A 16,096-nucleotide genomic window follows, 5' to 3' on the forward strand; every position below is an offset into this window, starting at 1 on the left:
TATATCTTAAGAGGTACAATAGGTTTAGAACATATGTTCGTATCATGTATCTGTAAGGGGGTGAAGCTTTGTCAGATTCAAAGTCAATGTACAGAACCTATCAAGTGTGGGTTAAACCAGGTCATCGCATGTTTGCGTACCTCGATCAAGCATGTCAGGATGCCAAGAACCTGTATAACACAACCAACTTTTACATCCGACAGATCGTTACCGCTTTTGGGAAGAATGAGCCTCTTCAGCCGTTGCAACAGGAAGTTCTGGACACGCTGGCATCCCATATTGACGTCATGAACGAAGAAGAGATAACAACCGTTCCCATCCGTTCAAGCTACCCTCGCAAGAGAGTCCTTTTGTTCACTATAACTTCTTGGATGCTTTGTTCAAAGTGATGAATCAAATCGATTATCGGGCGCTCCCAACGCAGTGCAGTCAGGGAATCATGAAGGTGGTGTTCCACAATTGGAATGCCTTCTTTGCCAGTATCAAGGACTACCGCCAGCATCCTGAGAAGTACAACGGCAAGCCACATATTCCAGGGTACGCTCGGAACAGGGTGAAGGAAGTCGTTTTCTCCAATCAAGATTGTGTGATCAAAGAACGGAAATGTCTCAAGTTTCCAAAAACCAAGCTACAACTGAACATCGGCAAACTGGGCTATACTGACAGACAACTGATGCAAGTACGTGTCGTCCCAAGCCATGGACAATACGTGGTTGAAATGATCTTCGCTTATCCTATGGAAAAGAAGGAAGCGGTACAAGAACACGTGCTAGCCATTGATCTTGGCGTTGACAATCTTGCAACCATCGTCACGACCACCGGAGCGAAACCGCTCATCGTGAAGGGCAAGATCGTTAAAGCGATCAATCAGTATTACAACAAGATGAAGGCGTACTATACCAGCATTCTTCGTCAGGGCAAGGAACTACGCGAAGGAGCGTACACGTCCAGACGATTAGAACAACAACTCCATTTGAAGCGCCACCGTAGGATCAAAGACATCTTCCACAAGGTAAGTCATCATATCGTTACGTTGGCAGTGGAGCATAACATCGGTACGATCGTAATTGGGCATAACGATGGATGGAAACAAGCACCCGGGATCGGACGGCGAAACAATCAGTCCTTCAGTCATATTCCCCATCAGATGCTCATCAAGATGATCAAGTATAAGGCAGAAGAACAGGGAATAGTCGTTATCCTGACCGAAGAGGCGTATACCTCGAAAGCTAGCTTCCAAGATCTAGACCCATTGCCGACTTATGGCGAAAAGGGAACATGGACCTTCTCAGGCAAACGGATGTATCGCGGTCTGTATAAGAATTGTAAGGGCTTAGTACATGCCGATGTAAACGGCGCAGCCAATATTATGCGAAAAGTATTCCCAAACGTATCCGCCAAAGTAGCAAATGGGATAGAGGGGTTGGATGGTAACCAGACCATCAACGTGTCAACTCCACTGGTGTTAAGCATCCTGAATTAAGTTGGATGATACATCAGAAACCCCCACTTCAGCCAAAGCGATAGCGTTGGTAAGTGGCGGGAGTATTCATCTTAAGTTCTAACATGCATGATAATACAAACGAAGCCCAGACTAATGAGCGTCTGAGCTTTCTTTTAAATGCTGTTCAGCTATCAGAGGATTCATGGGTACAGTAATCTCAAACTTCGAGCCATGGATACTGGAATTAACGAGTCTGACCGAGCCATGTTGCTTCTCTGCCAGACTGCGTACGAGAGATAATCCCAGTCCTGTTCCACCATGCGCTCTAGATCGGTCACCACTGACCGTATAGAAAGGATCGAATATGCGACTCTGCACATCGTCTGGAATACCAATGCCGGTATCTAGTACTTCAATGACCATATGATCGTCACCGTTGACATTCTTCACCGAATGGTTTGAGAGCGTCACCGTTCCTCCAGGCTTATTATATTTTATAGCATTATCCAATAAATTAAGCACCATATGCATCACATTCTCTGGATCCACCCACGCTGTTCCTTCTGTTACATGAGTCTCTAAGGCCACTTGATTTCTCCCTGCCTTCGCCTGCATACGGTCAGCCGCTTCTTGAAGAAGGGGACGTATTTGAACATGATCCACCTTTGTCTCGAAATCATAAATGTCCATCGAAGATAACTGAAGCGCCTTCTCTATAAGTTCATACAGCCGTTCCGCCTCTCTTCCGATCTGAATCCTAGCCTCTTCCAATAAAGACGGATCATCGTGGTACATCTCTAGAAGGTCAGCGTAAGCCAGTATCGAAGTGAGTGGTGTCTTTAACTCATGGCTAATATTACCGATAAACTGCTTCTGCTGCTGTTCCAGCTCCTGCAACCGTGCGATAGCATCCAGTAGCTTCAGCCTTTCTTCCGTAAGCTGGTTAACAGAAGAAGAGATGCTTCCGCTCATCTCATATATCCCTTCCGCAAGCTCCCCAAGCTCATCCCTCCTACGAACTGGGAGTGTATCGAGATACTTCCCTTCGCCTATCTGCTTAGCCGCTAGATTTAATCTTGCGATAACGTTCACCTGACGCCATACATAGATGTACCCAATGAGAAATCCAACTCCGAGAACGGCTACCCCCGCTACGATAAATAGATTCTGTATCCGCAAATAAAAGGCATTCTGTTCTGCAAGTGAAGCATGGAATTGTATCGTCCCAAGTCGCTCATTCGCTTGGTATAATGGGGCTAAATACAGGATTTGATCTCCTTCTGTTATGTAGGCCGATTGTCCTCTCGCCGTATATGCCAGGGCATCGCTAACATCTGTTCTAGGTTGAACTGGAAGTGAGGTGCCCGCGAATGAACCATTTGCTTGATAGAGAGTGATCGCCATGCCGCTCTGCGCACCCAGATCAACCGCAAGACGTTGACCGCTCTGTTGCATGAATAATTCTGGTGTTACTCGGGTTCCTGTCAAAAATTCTTGTCGTACTCTCAAGTTTGCCGTTGCTGCTTCATGAGCAAATGATTGTTCAAGGCGACTACGCTGATCCTCACGTATTCCTGCAAGAACGAGCGTGCTCAGCACAATTAGAACGGACGCTAAGAGTAAAGCTAGTAGTAAAGCTACCTTTCCCTTCAATCCAATACGTATTTTTCTCTTCATCAATAGGGAGACTCCGTGCTCTTATATCCAATGCCGTATACCGTCTGGATCACACCTTGGAGCTTCCCTAACTTCTTGCGTAATCGCTGCACGTGAATATCCACCGTTCGGGTTCCGCCAGCGAAATCCATATCCCATACTTGGTCTAGTAGTGCTTCTCTAGAATATACGCGCTCAGGATTACGCGCCAACAACACAAGCAGATCAAATTCCTTGGGTGTTAAGTCGAGTACTTGCCCTTCCATACGAACGGTACGACTGAACATTTCTATCGTAAGCCCTGCCAACTGGTACTGCCCTTGTGGGGAATGCTCAACAGATTGATTCACACGTCTACGTGATAACGCCTTTACTCGGGCGATGATTTCTCGCATATCGAAAGGTTTAGTCATATAATCATCAGCACCGAGCTCCAGCCCTAGCACCTTATCTACAATATCGTTCTTTACAGTTAACAAAAGAATGGCCGGACGGTGTCGGTCATCTAACTTCCGACAGACATCATATCCACTTAGCCGTGGCATCATCACATCAAGCACCATGACATCCGGCTTGAATGTATCTACACAATCCAGTGCTTCCTGACCATCTCCAGCTGTTTCCACCGTATAACCTTCTCTTCGAAGAGCATATGCCACGGCACTGGAAATACTAACTTCATCATCTACTACGAGTACCTTTGTCATGTATGTATAACTCCTTCCCATTTATTTTCGTCACACATATTACACTATATATTGAAGCATCCATGTATCTTATTAAAGAACCTTTTCCCATAAAAATACACCCCCTAGAACAATCAGCTACACCTTACGGGTCTCCAATGTCTGTTCTATGGGGGTGCAATTCATCTTACAATAATTGAGATTATTTACTTCTATTCTAGATCAACTTGTGAGCATACCATTTATCACCTTTGAATCGCCATGCAAAGACGAATCCACGAATAGCCCATTCAGCAACCATAGCAACCCATACACCCATAATACCCATATGAAACGTAATTCCTAAAATATAACCTAGAATGACGCGGAACAACCACATAGATAGTAAAGAAGAGATCGATGTGAATTTGGAGTCCCCAGCTGCACGTAATGCCGAAGGCATAATAAAGCTAAATGACCACAATAAAGGTTGAGCAATCGATATTAATAACGTCAGTGCAAAGATGGACGGAATAATATCGGCTGGTGGAGAGAACATTCCTACAATCAGCGGGAATAGCGGCAGTATTATGGCTGTTGCGACCAAGAAAAATGCTGTTGAAAGTCCAATAAAAGATTTAATGAATTTCCTTGCATCCTGAATATTTCTTCGGCCTATACATTGACCAACGACCGTTACAATGGAAATGCTAAGTGCATTTCCTCCGATTTGAAACAGTAGCGATATGGAACCACTAATGGCATTCACCGTCATCGCGATCGTTCCCAACTGCACAATAAACGTCTGGGTTAATAGTTTACCCCCATTAAAAAACATCTGTTCTGCAGCAAATGGAACCCCAATAAACATTATTTTTTTAAAAATGGAAAAATCAATACGCAGTGCATTTCTTAATTTAAATTGTAACGTCTGATTATACTTCGTTAAATAGATTAACGATGTAACCATTCCTAATACTCTTGCCAGAATCATAGAAATCACTAGTCCCATGACACCCATGTCGAATACCGTAATTAATAGGATATTTAAACACAGATAAGTAATATTCATAATTAACGATAATCCCAAACAGGCTTTCGTCTCCGCAACCCCTCTAAGAACACCACTCACAGCTTGAAAAATGGCAATGAAGGGATATGAGATACAACTACCGATCAGGAAGATCTTTGCATTGTGAAATACGTCAGCATCAGCATTACCAAATAGCAAGTTTAAGGTCGGTGTATGAAAAACAATAACGAAAGTACTGATTAGAACAGATAACATCGCAACAGCGGTTATAGCTTGCGAAGCCGCCTTGGATACCATTTTCTGATTCCCACTGCCTTTATATTGCGCAACAATGACGGTACCCCCAGTTGCGACAGCGACAAACACATTAATTAAGAAAATATTCAGCGAATCCACCATACTCACTGCACTAACAGCAGCAACCCCTGAGGAGCTGATCATCGCCGTATTCAGTAAGCTCATTAGAATGATAAATGCTTGGTCCACAAATATCGGAATGATGATCGCGATAATTTGCTTGTAATCAATGGAGTCGCCTGTAAAATACTTATTTAGTAAAAAAACTACCTTTTGGTTCATACTTTGGTTCATTTTATTCACTTTTATCACTTCTTTGTCAGAATTGTGTGCTACACATGGTTTATCAAACCACCGCTCATTATATCACTCTTAACCGAAGTGTACAGTGAATAACAAAAAAGAACACATTTAATTTAAAATGCACCCGTTCCCCGTTATGTTTAAAGTGTCATCGATCGTCCATGTTTTGCTAAATATTGTTCCTTTTCCTTATAATCGGACATCACACTACCAAGTCGTCTCCAGAATGACCGATCGTGGTTCATATGCGTCAGATGACATAGTTCATGGATAATCACATAATCGATCACTTCAAGTGGAGCCATGGCTAGAAGATAATTAAAAGTCAATTTCTTGTCTGAACTACAACTTCCCCATTTCGTTAAAGACTCTACAATTTCAATCGTTTTGGGCTTAACTCCTAGTTGATTTTGGTAGCTTTTTATTCTTTCCCCTACAATTTTCTTACAACTAGAGAAATAAAATTTCTTGAGATTCTTCTTGAGTTCCTCTTCCCCTAAACCATTCGTATCTATCAATTCATGAAGAAGACATTCTTTACCCAGATATAGAAACTTACCCTCATCCTGATATTCTTTGGGCTTATGGGTTTCTTGAACCGCTGCTATAAGATGTAATCTCTCTTGGATCCACTTACTTTGCTGTTTGATCGCTCTTATAATCGTCTCTTCATTTGTATCTCTTGGAACTTTAACCGTTATGAGTCCTAACGAATCGATATGCAAAGATATTTTAGTTCTAAGACCATATTGAACCTGATATTCTATTATATTTTTTCCAATTTCAATTTTCATAAGTACACCGTCATTTCTATAAAATCATTCTCAAACCTGACACCCGCTTGACATCCCTCGTACATTGATTATAATAGTGAAGCTTTGTGAACAATCATACAACATTTTAAATTAAAGATAATTGATAACAAGGAGTTATGATCATGTGGTTTATATTTGCTTTAATAACTGCTCTTGCTTGGGGAGGTGCTGACCTTTTTTATAAGAAAGGGACTGATAGCAACGATAGATTCAGCCATATTAAAATCGTCATCATCGTTGGTCTGGTCATGGGTATTCATGGCACAGCATATATGTTTATCCAGGGAATTACCTTCGATCCCATAGACTTAATCCGATACTTCCCTGTATCTGCACTGTATATCATATCCATGGCAATAGGCTATATTGGTCTCCGATATATTGACCTCTCCATTGCATCTCCCGTACAGAATTCTTCTGGAGCTGTAACAACTGTACTATTGTTCATCTTTTTCACGCATGAGTTGGGTATTGTTGAACTATTAGGTGTGGCTATTATCACCCTGGGCGTTGTCGGAATTGCTGTATTAGAGAAGCGTGCAGAACATGCTGCCCTCCGAGATAGCTCCACACAAATCGATAAGAAATATCAGATTGGCTTCATGGCCATAATGTTCCCAATTCTATATTGTATAATCGATGGACTTGGAACTTTCGCTGACGCGATCTATTTAGATGAACTTAGTCTGATCAGCGAAGACTCGGCCTTACTGGCTTATGAATTTACCTTTTTTATCTGTGCCGTATTTACATTTATATACCTCAAGTTCATCAAGAAAGAGCCGTTCAACGTATTCAAAGAAAGAGACAAAGGTTGCGCGGCTATTTTGGAGACAACCGGACAGTTCTTCTATGTGTTCGCTATGTCTAGTAACGCTATTATAGCAGCACCTCTCATTGCTTCATATAGCATATTCTCCATCATACTCTCGCGAATATTCCTCAAAGAAAGACTGAGCAAGGTGCAATACGGAGTTATTGTGGTCGTCATTCTAGGTATCGCATTGTTAGGTATTGCTGATGAGCTGTAATAGTTTCTACAATAGAAACAGTCCTAAGCAATTCAACTGCTTAGGACTGTTTTAGTTCGTTAAAGATGTAGTAAATTATTATCCGAAATCAAAATCAATTATCTAATTCGACACTCTGAATTTGTCCATCTGTGTTTACCTCCCACTCGATTTCAACACCTTTGTTCAACCCAAGCTTCTCATCATCTTCAATCACTACTTTATTAGGGATGTTCAAGGTTTGATGTCCTCCGTCTTCCACTTGAACGGTAACTTCATTTCCATTAACCGTTAGAATCATCCCTTCATATTCAAGATGTTGAATCACTATCTCATTGTTTGAATCGGTAATTGTAATTCGTTTACCACCATCTGTTAATAACTCCACCTTTTTATGAACACCATTTTTCAATGTCTCTTCTTTGACAACTTTTTTGATCTGCACACCTGTGGGAAGTCCCGCTGTTTCCGACCCGGTTACATCTGATTGTGAATTAGGTTGTTCTGTTGTGTTATTCTTATTGGATTCCGTTGGTGTTGGAGATTCTGCTGAAGGTGTTGATCTTTGCGATTCAGGTTCTGCCTTTGAACAGCCACTTAGTATCGTGAACATACAGATGAGGATTAGAAGTGATGCTTGAATGTGTCTCTGAAAATTCTTATTGTTGTGTACCATTACGTTACCTCCATGGAATTCATTTGTATTTACTACTACAATGTGAACATAGTTTCTACTTCTTTTCTTCTTTTATGCCTTCACATAATAAAAACGCTGAAGTCCATGAAGACATCAGCGTAATACCTTATCCATCTTTAAGTAATTTACATAAGAATCTCAGAAAGAGGCCTAGTAAACCAGTAATTGTGCTATTGCTTGGGTGTGTTCAGCATCATATATTGCTTATATAATTGCTCGAAAGTATCGTATCGTGCGACGTTTCTTCCTACCCTGTTGTATTCCTCCAAATAGTTATCCATAGCCTGCAGAAATTTTTCTTTAAATACAGGAAGATGATCTGCGTCAAAATACTGCATTAAATCAATCTTTGTTGTTCCTATTGTTTTTGTCATTTCGTCAAAGTAATTTTGTGCACTCATAGCAACCTGGTAAACATAAGATTTATCATTTGTCTCCACACTGATGATCACCTTATTGCGGATATTACACCATAATTCCTCATAGGTGCCACGGAGATTATCATAGGTCGGTATAGGTTTTTCTTCAAATTGCTCATTCATTTTGTCATAAAGATCAACTACGCTTTTTAGGAGAACATATGATGTATTTCTTATTTCTTCAATTGTTTTAGCTTCGATCACATCCATATATATTCTTTCAAAATGATCGGGTTTATATGTATAAGTACATATTTCCTCCAACTGTCTCTTCATGCCCCGTTTAAAATAGGTATTATTCAAATGCGTCAGAGCATTTAACAGGTTGTATACCACTTCAGATGAAGCATATCTTATTGTTCCTAGATCATCCGAAAGTAATGTATTGGTATATTCCTGTTTTGCTATAGCTATACATTTGTTTGCTCTACTAATGCAGTCGCTCCCTATAGGTTTTGCCAATGCATCGAGTGCTCTCTGTTTATATTCATTAAACCTTTCCAAATATTCAGGCCTTGCACAATATAATATCTGTAAATCAATCAGACACGAAACCATTTCACTCTCAAGGTTCGCTTGATCCTCTATCCTTGTATCCCAAGGAGTACAATATATATCATATCCGACATCCTCCAGAATAAAACAGGAAGATATGCCCCAACCACGGTCAGTATTATTAATGATAATTAGATCAAGGTCGCTTTTTTCATGGAAATCTCCGGTACTAAATGAACCTGTAAGCCCAATGATTGCAATATCCTCTGGAAAATCTCTTTTTGCACGTTCAATAACCATACGAATAAGATTTTCATTTTTATTTATGATTGTTTGTCTAATCACGTCATCCATATTTATCTTCCTCTCCATCATATACCGCCTAAATTTTATTATATTAGCATCGTGATAGAATAGGTAGTCCGACTTCAATTATATTCAATCTCTACCACATAAAAGGGTCATCGGATCAAGCCCCAACAGAAAAATAAACAAGACGTACAGGAGCGTTCCTGGCGTCTTATTTTCATTCAAATCAAACTAAAATTGACATTCAATTTATATTATTGTAAGATATATCACAGTTGATCAAAGTACTTTAATTAAAGTACTATAAAAAAAGCGTCTAAGAGAAAGGAAATTCACATTGAAGTTTAAACAATTTTTGAAATCTAAAGGGGCCATTGGCTCTATGTTTATGGCAGTGTTCTATGCCGTAGCCATGCTTGGAATTTTCATCCCGGGATATGCAGCAATTCCAGGAAACATGGATGACTTAAAAATCGCAATCGTTAATGATGATGCCGGTGAATATGGAGCTCAGATTTCAAGTCAGCTTACAGAAAGCTTACCATTCAAAACGATAAAAACAGATGTTACAAATAATAAAGCAATGGATGAATTAGAGCATAATAAGTTAGCTTTAGTTGTTCATATTCCTGCAGAGTTCTCTGCCAATGTTCAAAGTGGCAAAGTATCCGCAGGTATTGATTTCACAGTCAACGAAGCTTCCGCCACAATGGTATCTTCATCGATGTCTTCCGTTGTATCACAAATTAACAATCAATTAAGCTCGAACTTCTCAGAGCAAACGGCACAAGGTATATTAAAGAACTTCAAGGTACCTGAAGAACAAGCCGCGGCTCTTGCTGCACAAATAGAAAACAGTTATGTTGGGAATTATGTAGTTATCAATGATGTTCCAGATGGCATGCATAACAACATGTTACCTATGTTCTTAACGATGGCAGCCTATACTGGTGCTATGATTGCATCATTGCAATTAGTTGGTTCATTTGTAGCATTCCGTGGAAAAGCAAGTAAGACAAAATTATTTGTTTACGTACAGTTAACAGCTCTTATTATCGCGGTAGTAGCAACAGTCTTCGCTATGGCTATTGCATTCTCTGTTGCAAATATAGACTTATCTATACTTCTGCCAGTCGCCGGTCAGCAAATTCTAATGTTTATGGCTGCATTTAACGTCTGCGCAATGATGGTCTTCTTAGCTGGTCAAGGGGGTATGGTTCTAAATATTCCAATCCTATTGATGCAAACACTTGCTAATGGTGCGACTATGCCTCGTGAGATGATGTATACACCATACGACTGGTTCGGCCGCATCACACCGATGTATTATTCTGTGCAAGCTTACTTGGCACAAATGTTTGGTTCGATCAGCCCAGCACCATTCTTATGGGGATTAGCAGCGGTATTCGTCGGTGCGATGCTGATCAACGTTGTAATCGTCCGGTTTGTTCATAAACCAATGGCTGTGACTAAAGAAACTACACAAACTATTGAAGAGAAAAACAAAGCTGAATTAACCGCCTAAGTTTGGTAATATGTAGTTAGCCAACAAATTAGGAGTGGGTTTGTGATGTCAATTCAAATTTATATCTTAAGTAAGTTAATGGATGAAGATAATTATCCGTATAAATTAAAAAAAGAACTATCTCATCCTATTCCATTTGATAAAATGGGTAATCTTACTGAAAGCAAACTGTATTATCACTTTGATTCACTCTCGAAACAAGGCTTAATTGAACAAGTTGAGATTATTAAAGAAGAACATCGTCCAGATAAGCAGGTATTTACCATTACTGATAAAGGACGTAAGCAACTCCCACTCAAAATATATCAGTTAATAGAGAGCTCAGAATCGATTTCAGATATGATTGTCGGTCTTATGAATCTCCGTTATGTTGAAACGGACAAAGTGATTCCGATTATCGAGAAGAAAATCGAACAGTCACGAAAGAAAACAGAGTATATGAATCAAATATACCATCAAATGGATGTAGATGATTCCATTCGTGAAGTTGTCGATTTCATGGATAGCTACTTTGGATCTCTAATCGAGCAATCCACCCACTGGTTGGAAACTCTATTAGAAAAGTTAAAAAATAAGACCATATAAAAGAAAGCCTTGGACTATTTAGTCCAAGGCTTTCTCTTTTTAACAACATGGCTATGTTAAATTATAATGTTGAGTTGTGACCCTAAGAAGACCTCCTGTGTCAAAAGGTGGTTAATTGGGCTATCGTCTCCCGTTGGCGTAATGGAAGATTGTATTTCAGTTGTAATTATTAATGCCGTTTCTATACTTAAAATTATTTTCTGTTATACACTCCTCATGTGTCGAATGCCTAGACATCCTAAGCCCTAACCTGCAATTTCAAGCTCGATTCTCTGCTTTACACTACTTGCGATACAGTTAACCGCGCTGTCTGTAACGGCAAGTTTATTAAAAAAAAACGGGGCTCCAAATCCGGCGCGCCCGTTAATTAATATTGATATTCGACTCAAGATTCCATATCTCGGAGTCTACTGAATGTTGAAGCTTGCAATAATTTTTTCGTATTCCTTCAAATCTTTAGCCTGATACCGAGTCTTATCGACAAAGAACAGCAGGGTTGCGAAATTGGTATCCTTTTGGATGAAGACCAACTTACCGACCGTGTCACTTGCCTCGTAATCAATCACCTGGGCTTCTGCTCCGTCGACCTTTGTGTTCGTTTGCTTGTTCACTTTGACGTACTTGAACGCATTCTTTAATGCCTGATTGACATACTTGTCCAAGCTCAAGCCTTCCTCTGACTCTAATCGGAAGTCCACTCCCATATAATAGTTGCTGTATAACATCCAATTATCAGTCATTACAGAGGGCCTCCAATTGCCGTTAATGACAATCTGGAAGAAGTTCGCGGTGTCCCGATCATCCAAATGCACGTACATGGGACCGCCGATGATTAATTTATTTGTCTTGTTGTCGAAAACGAGCTTCGAATTTAGACCGAAATAATCAGAAACGCTCTTAGCGGGCAAATATAAACTTCCATTGTACTGTAATGCTTTGACACCATCGATTTCCTGACCGTTCAATTCCACTTTGAGCGAAGGATTAAAGAGCGCCTTTACTTCCTTCCAAGCAGATCCTGCCCAGGCTCCGGTTACGTTGCCTAGCAAGAACACTACCACAATAAACCCCACCCAATATTTCTTGTTCATATACCTTCCCCCTACTATTCAACAATGTCCCAAGTTTACCATATATTAATTAATAAAAGGTGCAACAGAGAAAAAATGGTCCATTAGCTACTATTGAACTACTCATCACTAAAGTGACATGATTCCTAAGTACGGAAACCTAATGGCTTCTAATGGATTAGGCTATCCCCGTAATTCCTACGGTTAGAAATCTTATCGCTTCATTTTTAAGATTTAAGCTTGCGTTAATATCTCTATCGTGATGGCTTCCGCATTCTGAACAATCCCATTCACGTAATGCAAGATTCTTAACGGCTTTGTTTTGATATCCACAACTTGAACATAGCTGACTACTTGCAAAGTTCTTAGCTACGACTACAACCTGTTTTCCGTACCATTTTGCTTTGTATTCAAGCATCGTTCTGAATTGCGACCACGATACTTCACTGATTGCCTTGGCAAGACCACCATTCTTAAGCATGTTACTTATTGATAAATCTTCAATACCGATTACATCGTGGTTTTTGATGATTTCAGTAGAGATCTTATGTAAGTAGTCTGCTCTAGCATTGGTTATGTGTTCATGGATACGTGCGACTTTCTTCTTTTGCTTCTGATAGTTCTTAGCTTCAATAAGTGGACGTTTTTGCTTCAACGCTAACTCTTGTCTTCTAGAAAGAATACACTGTTCCTTTGCCAACTTAAACTCTAGTGTTCGAAAGAATTTAGGATTACCAAACACTGTACCATCAGACAGAATAGCAAAATCTTTAAGCCCCACATCTATTCCGACGTCTTTATTTGTTTTTGGAAGTGAATCTACATTTGTTTCCGCAAGTATAGATACAAAATATTTGTCAGAAGGGTTGCGTCTAATAGTAGCATTTAGAATGCGTCCTTCTACTTCTCCCGATTTCGCAAAGCGAACAAGTCCAAGTTTCGGTAACTTAATCTTGTTGTCCATAACAGCAATATTTCCGTTTGTAAAATTCGTTTGATAGGACTGAATAGGATTCTTTTTACTTTTAAACCTTGGAGCATCATTCTGATTCTTAAAGAATCGCTTATAAGAATCATCTAAGTTTCTTAAAGCGTTTTGCAAAGAGAACTTATCTGGTTCTTTTAGCCAATCTATTTCTTTTTTGAGATTTGTGAGTTCAGAAGAGCATGATGCATATGTCAATCCTTTGCCTGTTTCCTTGTATGTTTCATTCCACTTATTTAGGAAGTGGTTAAAAACAAATCTTGAACATCCTATCGTTTTAGCAATTAGAGTTTCTTGTGCTTTGTTAGGATAAATTCGGAACTTATAAGCTTTTTTAATTGACATAGCTTCACCTCACTTTCTGATTTTCGATGTATTCCCGGATCTGTGTTTCTGTATTCTAACTCACGACTAAAGTCACGAGTTTGCGAAAACTAATTCATCAAGCTGCATCAGGTGGTGTGCGAACCTAGGACTGCCGAGAATGACCATATCCTTCGATTTGACCAACATATTTACTATTCGATGACGTATTCTTATTTCCCTTGTTGTCTATATAAAGGAACCAAGTCAATCATTTTGCTATCCTTGACAGAGTAGCCCATATCATATAGATTACGTCGTGAAGAACGAATTAATATTAAGCTATGAATGGTGGAGATAACGATGAGAATAACCAAAATAAAAGAGAATAATGTAGAAATAGCTGTTATAAGCGACAGTGAGATGCTGATAACAGATGTTCAGTCGGCGTTGGATTTGATAGCAACCGTAAATTATGAAGCTGGTTGTCATCGAATTATTATAAATAAGTCAGCCATATGTGACGACTTTTTCAACTTAAAAACGCGGCTTGCAGGTGAAATATTGCAAAAGTTTATTAACTATCACGTAAAGATTGCGATCATTGGCGACTTTTCTGAGTATTCAAGTAAGAATTTTAAAGACTTTATGTATGAGAGTAATAACGGGAAGGATCTATTTTTCATGTCTAATGAACAACAAGCTCTTCATAAATTGAGCATTAGTTAACTCTGATGATAAGGAGGCAGGTTCATGTCCGATGGATACAAGCGTTATGATGATGATCCGATGGTCCACATCCCAGGCGGGGAAATAGAATTAAGAGACGACCGAACTAAACGGATATGGACAACCGAAATAAGACCATTCCTTCTTTCGAAATATCAGGTAACAACGGAGATGTATTGTTCCATTACGAATAAATCGCCTATTTCTATTGATGGATATCAGAAGCCCGTCGTAAATATTTCATGGAATGAGGCTATCTACTTATGCAATCTACTTTCTCAACAAGCTGGATTAACGGAGTGTTATTCTATAAGTAATGACAGTGAAGAAATTCTCTGTGATTGGGAAGCAACCGGTTATCGCCTTCCTTCAGAAGCAGAGTGGCAGTATGCATGTAAAGCAGGAACCACAGGATATCGATACGGAGAAATAGAAAGAATCGCTTGGTACAAAGATAATTCAGAAGACAACATTCATGTGGTAGGACAAAAGGAACCTAATGCATGGGGTCTGTACGATATGTTAGGGAACGTTTGGGAATGGTGCTGGGATCTATATGACGAGAACGTATATGGTTCCTATCGAATATTTCGAGGTGGTAGCTGGGCTGAAGAGGACAGAGGTTGTGGGGCTTCATGTCGCCGTCGCAGTCACCCATCGTTTGGGATCGATGACCTTGGATTCCGCCTTGCGCGGTCTTTGTAATGGGGTTAATTCTCAAGCAAATGGTAAGTAAAATGTGAAAAAGCCTGAAATATCAGGCTTTACAAATAACATAACATGGACTTTTCGATCCAATACGTAAATATCGTATCAGGACTTTGGTTTTCAACCTTTTTCATTTTTAAATACATGTCTATCCCATCCGAAACATCATGCCATAAATCAGTAAATACAAAATCATATGTCCCGGGAGTAATGTGTCTTTGAGCATATTCAAAAGCATCTGCTTTGATAATCTTAATCTTATGCGCATTCTGAAACTGTGGTAATACATATTTATTAAATAAGTAAATGACATCTTCATTCATTTCAACAACCGTAACGCTTTCCACATTCTCTTGTTCAGATACCATATACGCATAATAGCCAAGCCCAAGTCCAAAAGTAAGTACGTCACCAAATGCTTGATCGACCGCTTCTTTCATCGTTTCAATTTCATTCGGTGTAATCGTCATCCAGATTCTATCGTTTTCTAATACGGCTGGAAAACTGAATTCCGTATCAAAAAATCCGATTTGAGGAATTTGTCTCCCCTCTTCAGTTTGAATGATATCATTACAAACAAAACCTTCATAAGGTTTATATTTCTCATATTTCAGTTCACTATTACCGATCTTGATCGTTGGGATCTTGATATTCTTATAGTATGGATTATCCTGATATTCATTGGCATCCAGTTGATGGACCATGTTGTTAAAATACTTGTTAAAGAAATCCTTATCATTAACATTGTCCACAATATCAAGACCGAAAGCAGCCGCTAACATTAATTTAAAAGCATATTCAGAAGTTACTCCACTTTGGATCATCTCATTCATTTCTTCTTCGTTAATATAGTCCGGTGAATTATTCAAATAATGACTTAGTACCGTAAATAATTTGTGATTATCTTCTTTTATTTTATCTGATATTCCTTTATTACATTCCATATGCTCACCTGTTTTTTGAATTTTCCCACTTCAATATTCAATACCCATGAATTATACGGTCATATGCTTCAAGAAGCAAAGTGAGGTTCGGCTCGTAGAACGAT

14 protein-coding genes and 1 pseudogene are annotated in these 16,096 nt (G+C 39.5%); 6 read left to right on the plus strand and 9 right to left on the minus strand.

Annotated features, from left to right (window positions below):
• Window positions 1-86 precede the first annotated feature (86 nt).
• Window positions 87-1,483 (plus strand): annotated as a pseudogene (locus AC1D7X_RS10795) (RNA-guided endonuclease InsQ/TnpB family protein).
• A 111-nt stretch (window positions 1,484-1,594) separates the two neighbouring features.
• On the opposite strand, the gene AC1D7X_RS10800 reads toward AC1D7X_RS10795, so the two are convergent.
• The 4 genes from AC1D7X_RS10800 to AC1D7X_RS10815 all read right to left on the minus strand — a co-directional run bounded on the left by AC1D7X_RS10800 (window position 1,595) and on the right by AC1D7X_RS10815 (window position 6,192).
• Window positions 1,595-3,121, minus strand: a complete 1,527-nt coding sequence (locus tag AC1D7X_RS10800) for a sensor histidine kinase (protein WP_495475217.1) — start codon at window positions 3,119-3,121, stop codon at window positions 1,595-1,597.
• Window positions 3,121-3,807: a response regulator transcription factor gene (locus AC1D7X_RS10805; RefSeq protein ID WP_495457039.1), complete on the minus strand. Its 687-nt coding sequence runs from the start codon at window positions 3,805-3,807 to the stop codon at window positions 3,121-3,123. Before AC1D7X_RS10805 ends, AC1D7X_RS10800 begins: the two co-directional genes overlap by 1 nt.
• Before the next feature lie 196 nt (window positions 3,808-4,003).
• Window positions 4,004-5,389, minus strand: coding sequence for an MATE family efflux transporter (locus AC1D7X_RS10810; RefSeq protein ID WP_495475252.1), 1,386 nt, complete (start codon window positions 5,387-5,389; stop codon window positions 4,004-4,006).
• A gap of 149 nt (window positions 5,390-5,538) precedes the next feature.
• Complete coding sequence (locus AC1D7X_RS10815; RefSeq protein WP_495457041.1) at window positions 5,539-6,192, minus strand: M48 family metallopeptidase; 654 nt, start codon at window positions 6,190-6,192, stop codon at window positions 5,539-5,541.
• Between the two features lie 143 nt (window positions 6,193-6,335).
• Between AC1D7X_RS10815 and AC1D7X_RS10820 the strand changes: the two genes are divergently transcribed.
• A complete protein-coding gene (locus AC1D7X_RS10820) occupies window positions 6,336-7,244 on the plus strand; it encodes an EamA family transporter (protein ID WP_495457042.1) in 909 nt (302 codons plus the stop codon).
• A 94-nt stretch (window positions 7,245-7,338) separates the two neighbouring features.
• Here the strand turns inward: AC1D7X_RS10820 and AC1D7X_RS10825 are convergent, their stop codons facing one another.
• Both AC1D7X_RS10825 and AC1D7X_RS10830 read right to left on the minus strand, forming a co-directional pair.
• A complete protein-coding gene (locus AC1D7X_RS10825; protein ID WP_495457043.1) occupies window positions 7,339-7,899 on the minus strand; it encodes a hypothetical protein in 561 nt (186 codons plus the stop codon).
• 191 nt (window positions 7,900-8,090) lie between these two features.
• Window positions 8,091-9,188, minus strand: coding sequence for a nucleotidyltransferase domain-containing protein (locus AC1D7X_RS10830; RefSeq protein WP_495475218.1), 1,098 nt, complete (start codon window positions 9,186-9,188; stop codon window positions 8,091-8,093).
• Between the two features lie 292 nt (window positions 9,189-9,480).
• Between AC1D7X_RS10830 and AC1D7X_RS10835 the strand changes: the two genes are divergently transcribed.
• A complete protein-coding gene (locus AC1D7X_RS10835; protein WP_495457045.1) occupies window positions 9,481-10,668 on the plus strand; it encodes a YhgE/Pip domain-containing protein in 1,188 nt (395 codons plus the stop codon).
• 45 nt (window positions 10,669-10,713) lie between these two features.
• Window positions 10,714-11,253 (plus strand): PadR family transcriptional regulator, encoded by a 540-nt coding sequence (locus AC1D7X_RS10840; RefSeq protein ID WP_495457046.1) that lies wholly within the window; start codon window positions 10,714-10,716, stop codon window positions 11,251-11,253.
• A gap of 407 nt (window positions 11,254-11,660) precedes the next feature.
• Here the strand turns inward: AC1D7X_RS10840 and AC1D7X_RS10845 are convergent, their stop codons facing one another.
• A complete protein-coding gene (locus AC1D7X_RS10845) occupies window positions 11,661-12,344 on the minus strand; it encodes a hypothetical protein (RefSeq protein WP_495457048.1) in 684 nt (227 codons plus the stop codon).
• A gap of 157 nt (window positions 12,345-12,501) precedes the next feature.
• Window positions 12,502-13,653, minus strand: a complete 1,152-nt coding sequence (gene tnpB / locus AC1D7X_RS10850; RefSeq protein ID WP_495457049.1) for an IS200/IS605 family element RNA-guided endonuclease TnpB — start codon at window positions 13,651-13,653, stop codon at window positions 12,502-12,504.
• A gap of 321 nt (window positions 13,654-13,974) precedes the next feature.
• On the opposite strand from tnpB, the gene AC1D7X_RS10855 reads away from it, so the two are divergent.
• Window positions 13,975-14,340, plus strand: a complete 366-nt coding sequence (locus AC1D7X_RS10855) for a DUF4180 domain-containing protein (protein WP_495457130.1) — start codon at window positions 13,975-13,977, stop codon at window positions 14,338-14,340.
• A gap of 24 nt (window positions 14,341-14,364) precedes the next feature.
• The gene (locus tag AC1D7X_RS10860; protein WP_495475219.1) at window positions 14,365-15,045 is read left to right on the plus strand and encodes a formylglycine-generating enzyme family protein; all 681 of its coding nucleotides are present in this window, start codon (window positions 14,365-14,367) and stop codon (window positions 15,043-15,045) included.
• 59 nt (window positions 15,046-15,104) lie between these two features.
• Here the strand turns inward: AC1D7X_RS10860 and AC1D7X_RS10865 are convergent, their stop codons facing one another.
• Window positions 15,105-15,992 (minus strand): spermine/spermidine synthase domain-containing protein, encoded by an 888-nt coding sequence (locus tag AC1D7X_RS10865; RefSeq protein WP_495475220.1) that lies wholly within the window; start codon window positions 15,990-15,992, stop codon window positions 15,105-15,107.
• Window positions 15,993-16,096 lie beyond the last annotated feature (104 nt).

This window comes from Paenibacillus sp. Y568, from assembly GCF_059445545.1.

What these genes read in the sequence shown, in the direction of transcription:
- AC1D7X_RS10800 (WP_495475217.1), bottom strand. Translation starts at nt 3,121, where the DNA reads ATGAAGAGAAAAATACGTATTGGATTGAAGGGAAAGGTAGCTTTACTA.
- AC1D7X_RS10805 (WP_495457039.1), bottom strand. Translation starts at nt 3,807, where the DNA reads ATGACAAAGGTACTCGTAGTAGATGATGAAGTTAGTATTTCCAGTGCC.
- AC1D7X_RS10810 (WP_495475252.1), bottom strand. Translation starts at nt 5,389, where the DNA reads ATGAACCAAAGTATGAACCAAAAGGTAGTTTTTTTACTAAATAAGTAT.
- AC1D7X_RS10815 (WP_495457041.1), bottom strand. Translation starts at nt 6,192, where the DNA reads ATGAAAATTGAAATTGGAAAAAATATAATAGAATATCAGGTTCAATAT.
- AC1D7X_RS10820 (WP_495457042.1), top strand. Translation starts at nt 6,336, where the DNA reads ATGTGGTTTATATTTGCTTTAATAACTGCTCTTGCTTGGGGAGGTGCT.
- AC1D7X_RS10825 (WP_495457043.1), bottom strand. Translation starts at nt 7,899, where the DNA reads ATGGTACACAACAATAAGAATTTTCAGAGACACATTCAAGCATCACTT.
- AC1D7X_RS10830 (WP_495475218.1), bottom strand. Translation starts at nt 9,188, where the DNA reads ATGGATGACGTGATTAGACAAACAATCATAAATAAAAATGAAAATCTT.
- AC1D7X_RS10840 (WP_495457046.1), top strand. Translation starts at nt 10,714, where the DNA reads ATGTCAATTCAAATTTATATCTTAAGTAAGTTAATGGATGAAGATAAT.
- AC1D7X_RS10845 (WP_495457048.1), bottom strand. Translation starts at nt 12,344, where the DNA reads ATGAACAAGAAATATTGGGTGGGGTTTATTGTGGTAGTGTTCTTGCTA.
- tnpB (WP_495457049.1), bottom strand. Translation starts at nt 13,653, where the DNA reads ATGTCAATTAAAAAAGCTTATAAGTTCCGAATTTATCCTAACAAAGCA.
- AC1D7X_RS10855 (WP_495457130.1), top strand. Translation starts at nt 13,975, where the DNA reads ATGAGAATAACCAAAATAAAAGAGAATAATGTAGAAATAGCTGTTATA.
- AC1D7X_RS10860 (WP_495475219.1), top strand. Translation starts at nt 14,365, where the DNA reads ATGTCCGATGGATACAAGCGTTATGATGATGATCCGATGGTCCACATC.
- AC1D7X_RS10865 (WP_495475220.1), bottom strand. Translation starts at nt 15,992, where the DNA reads ATGGAATGTAATAAAGGAATATCAGATAAAATAAAAGAAGATAATCAC.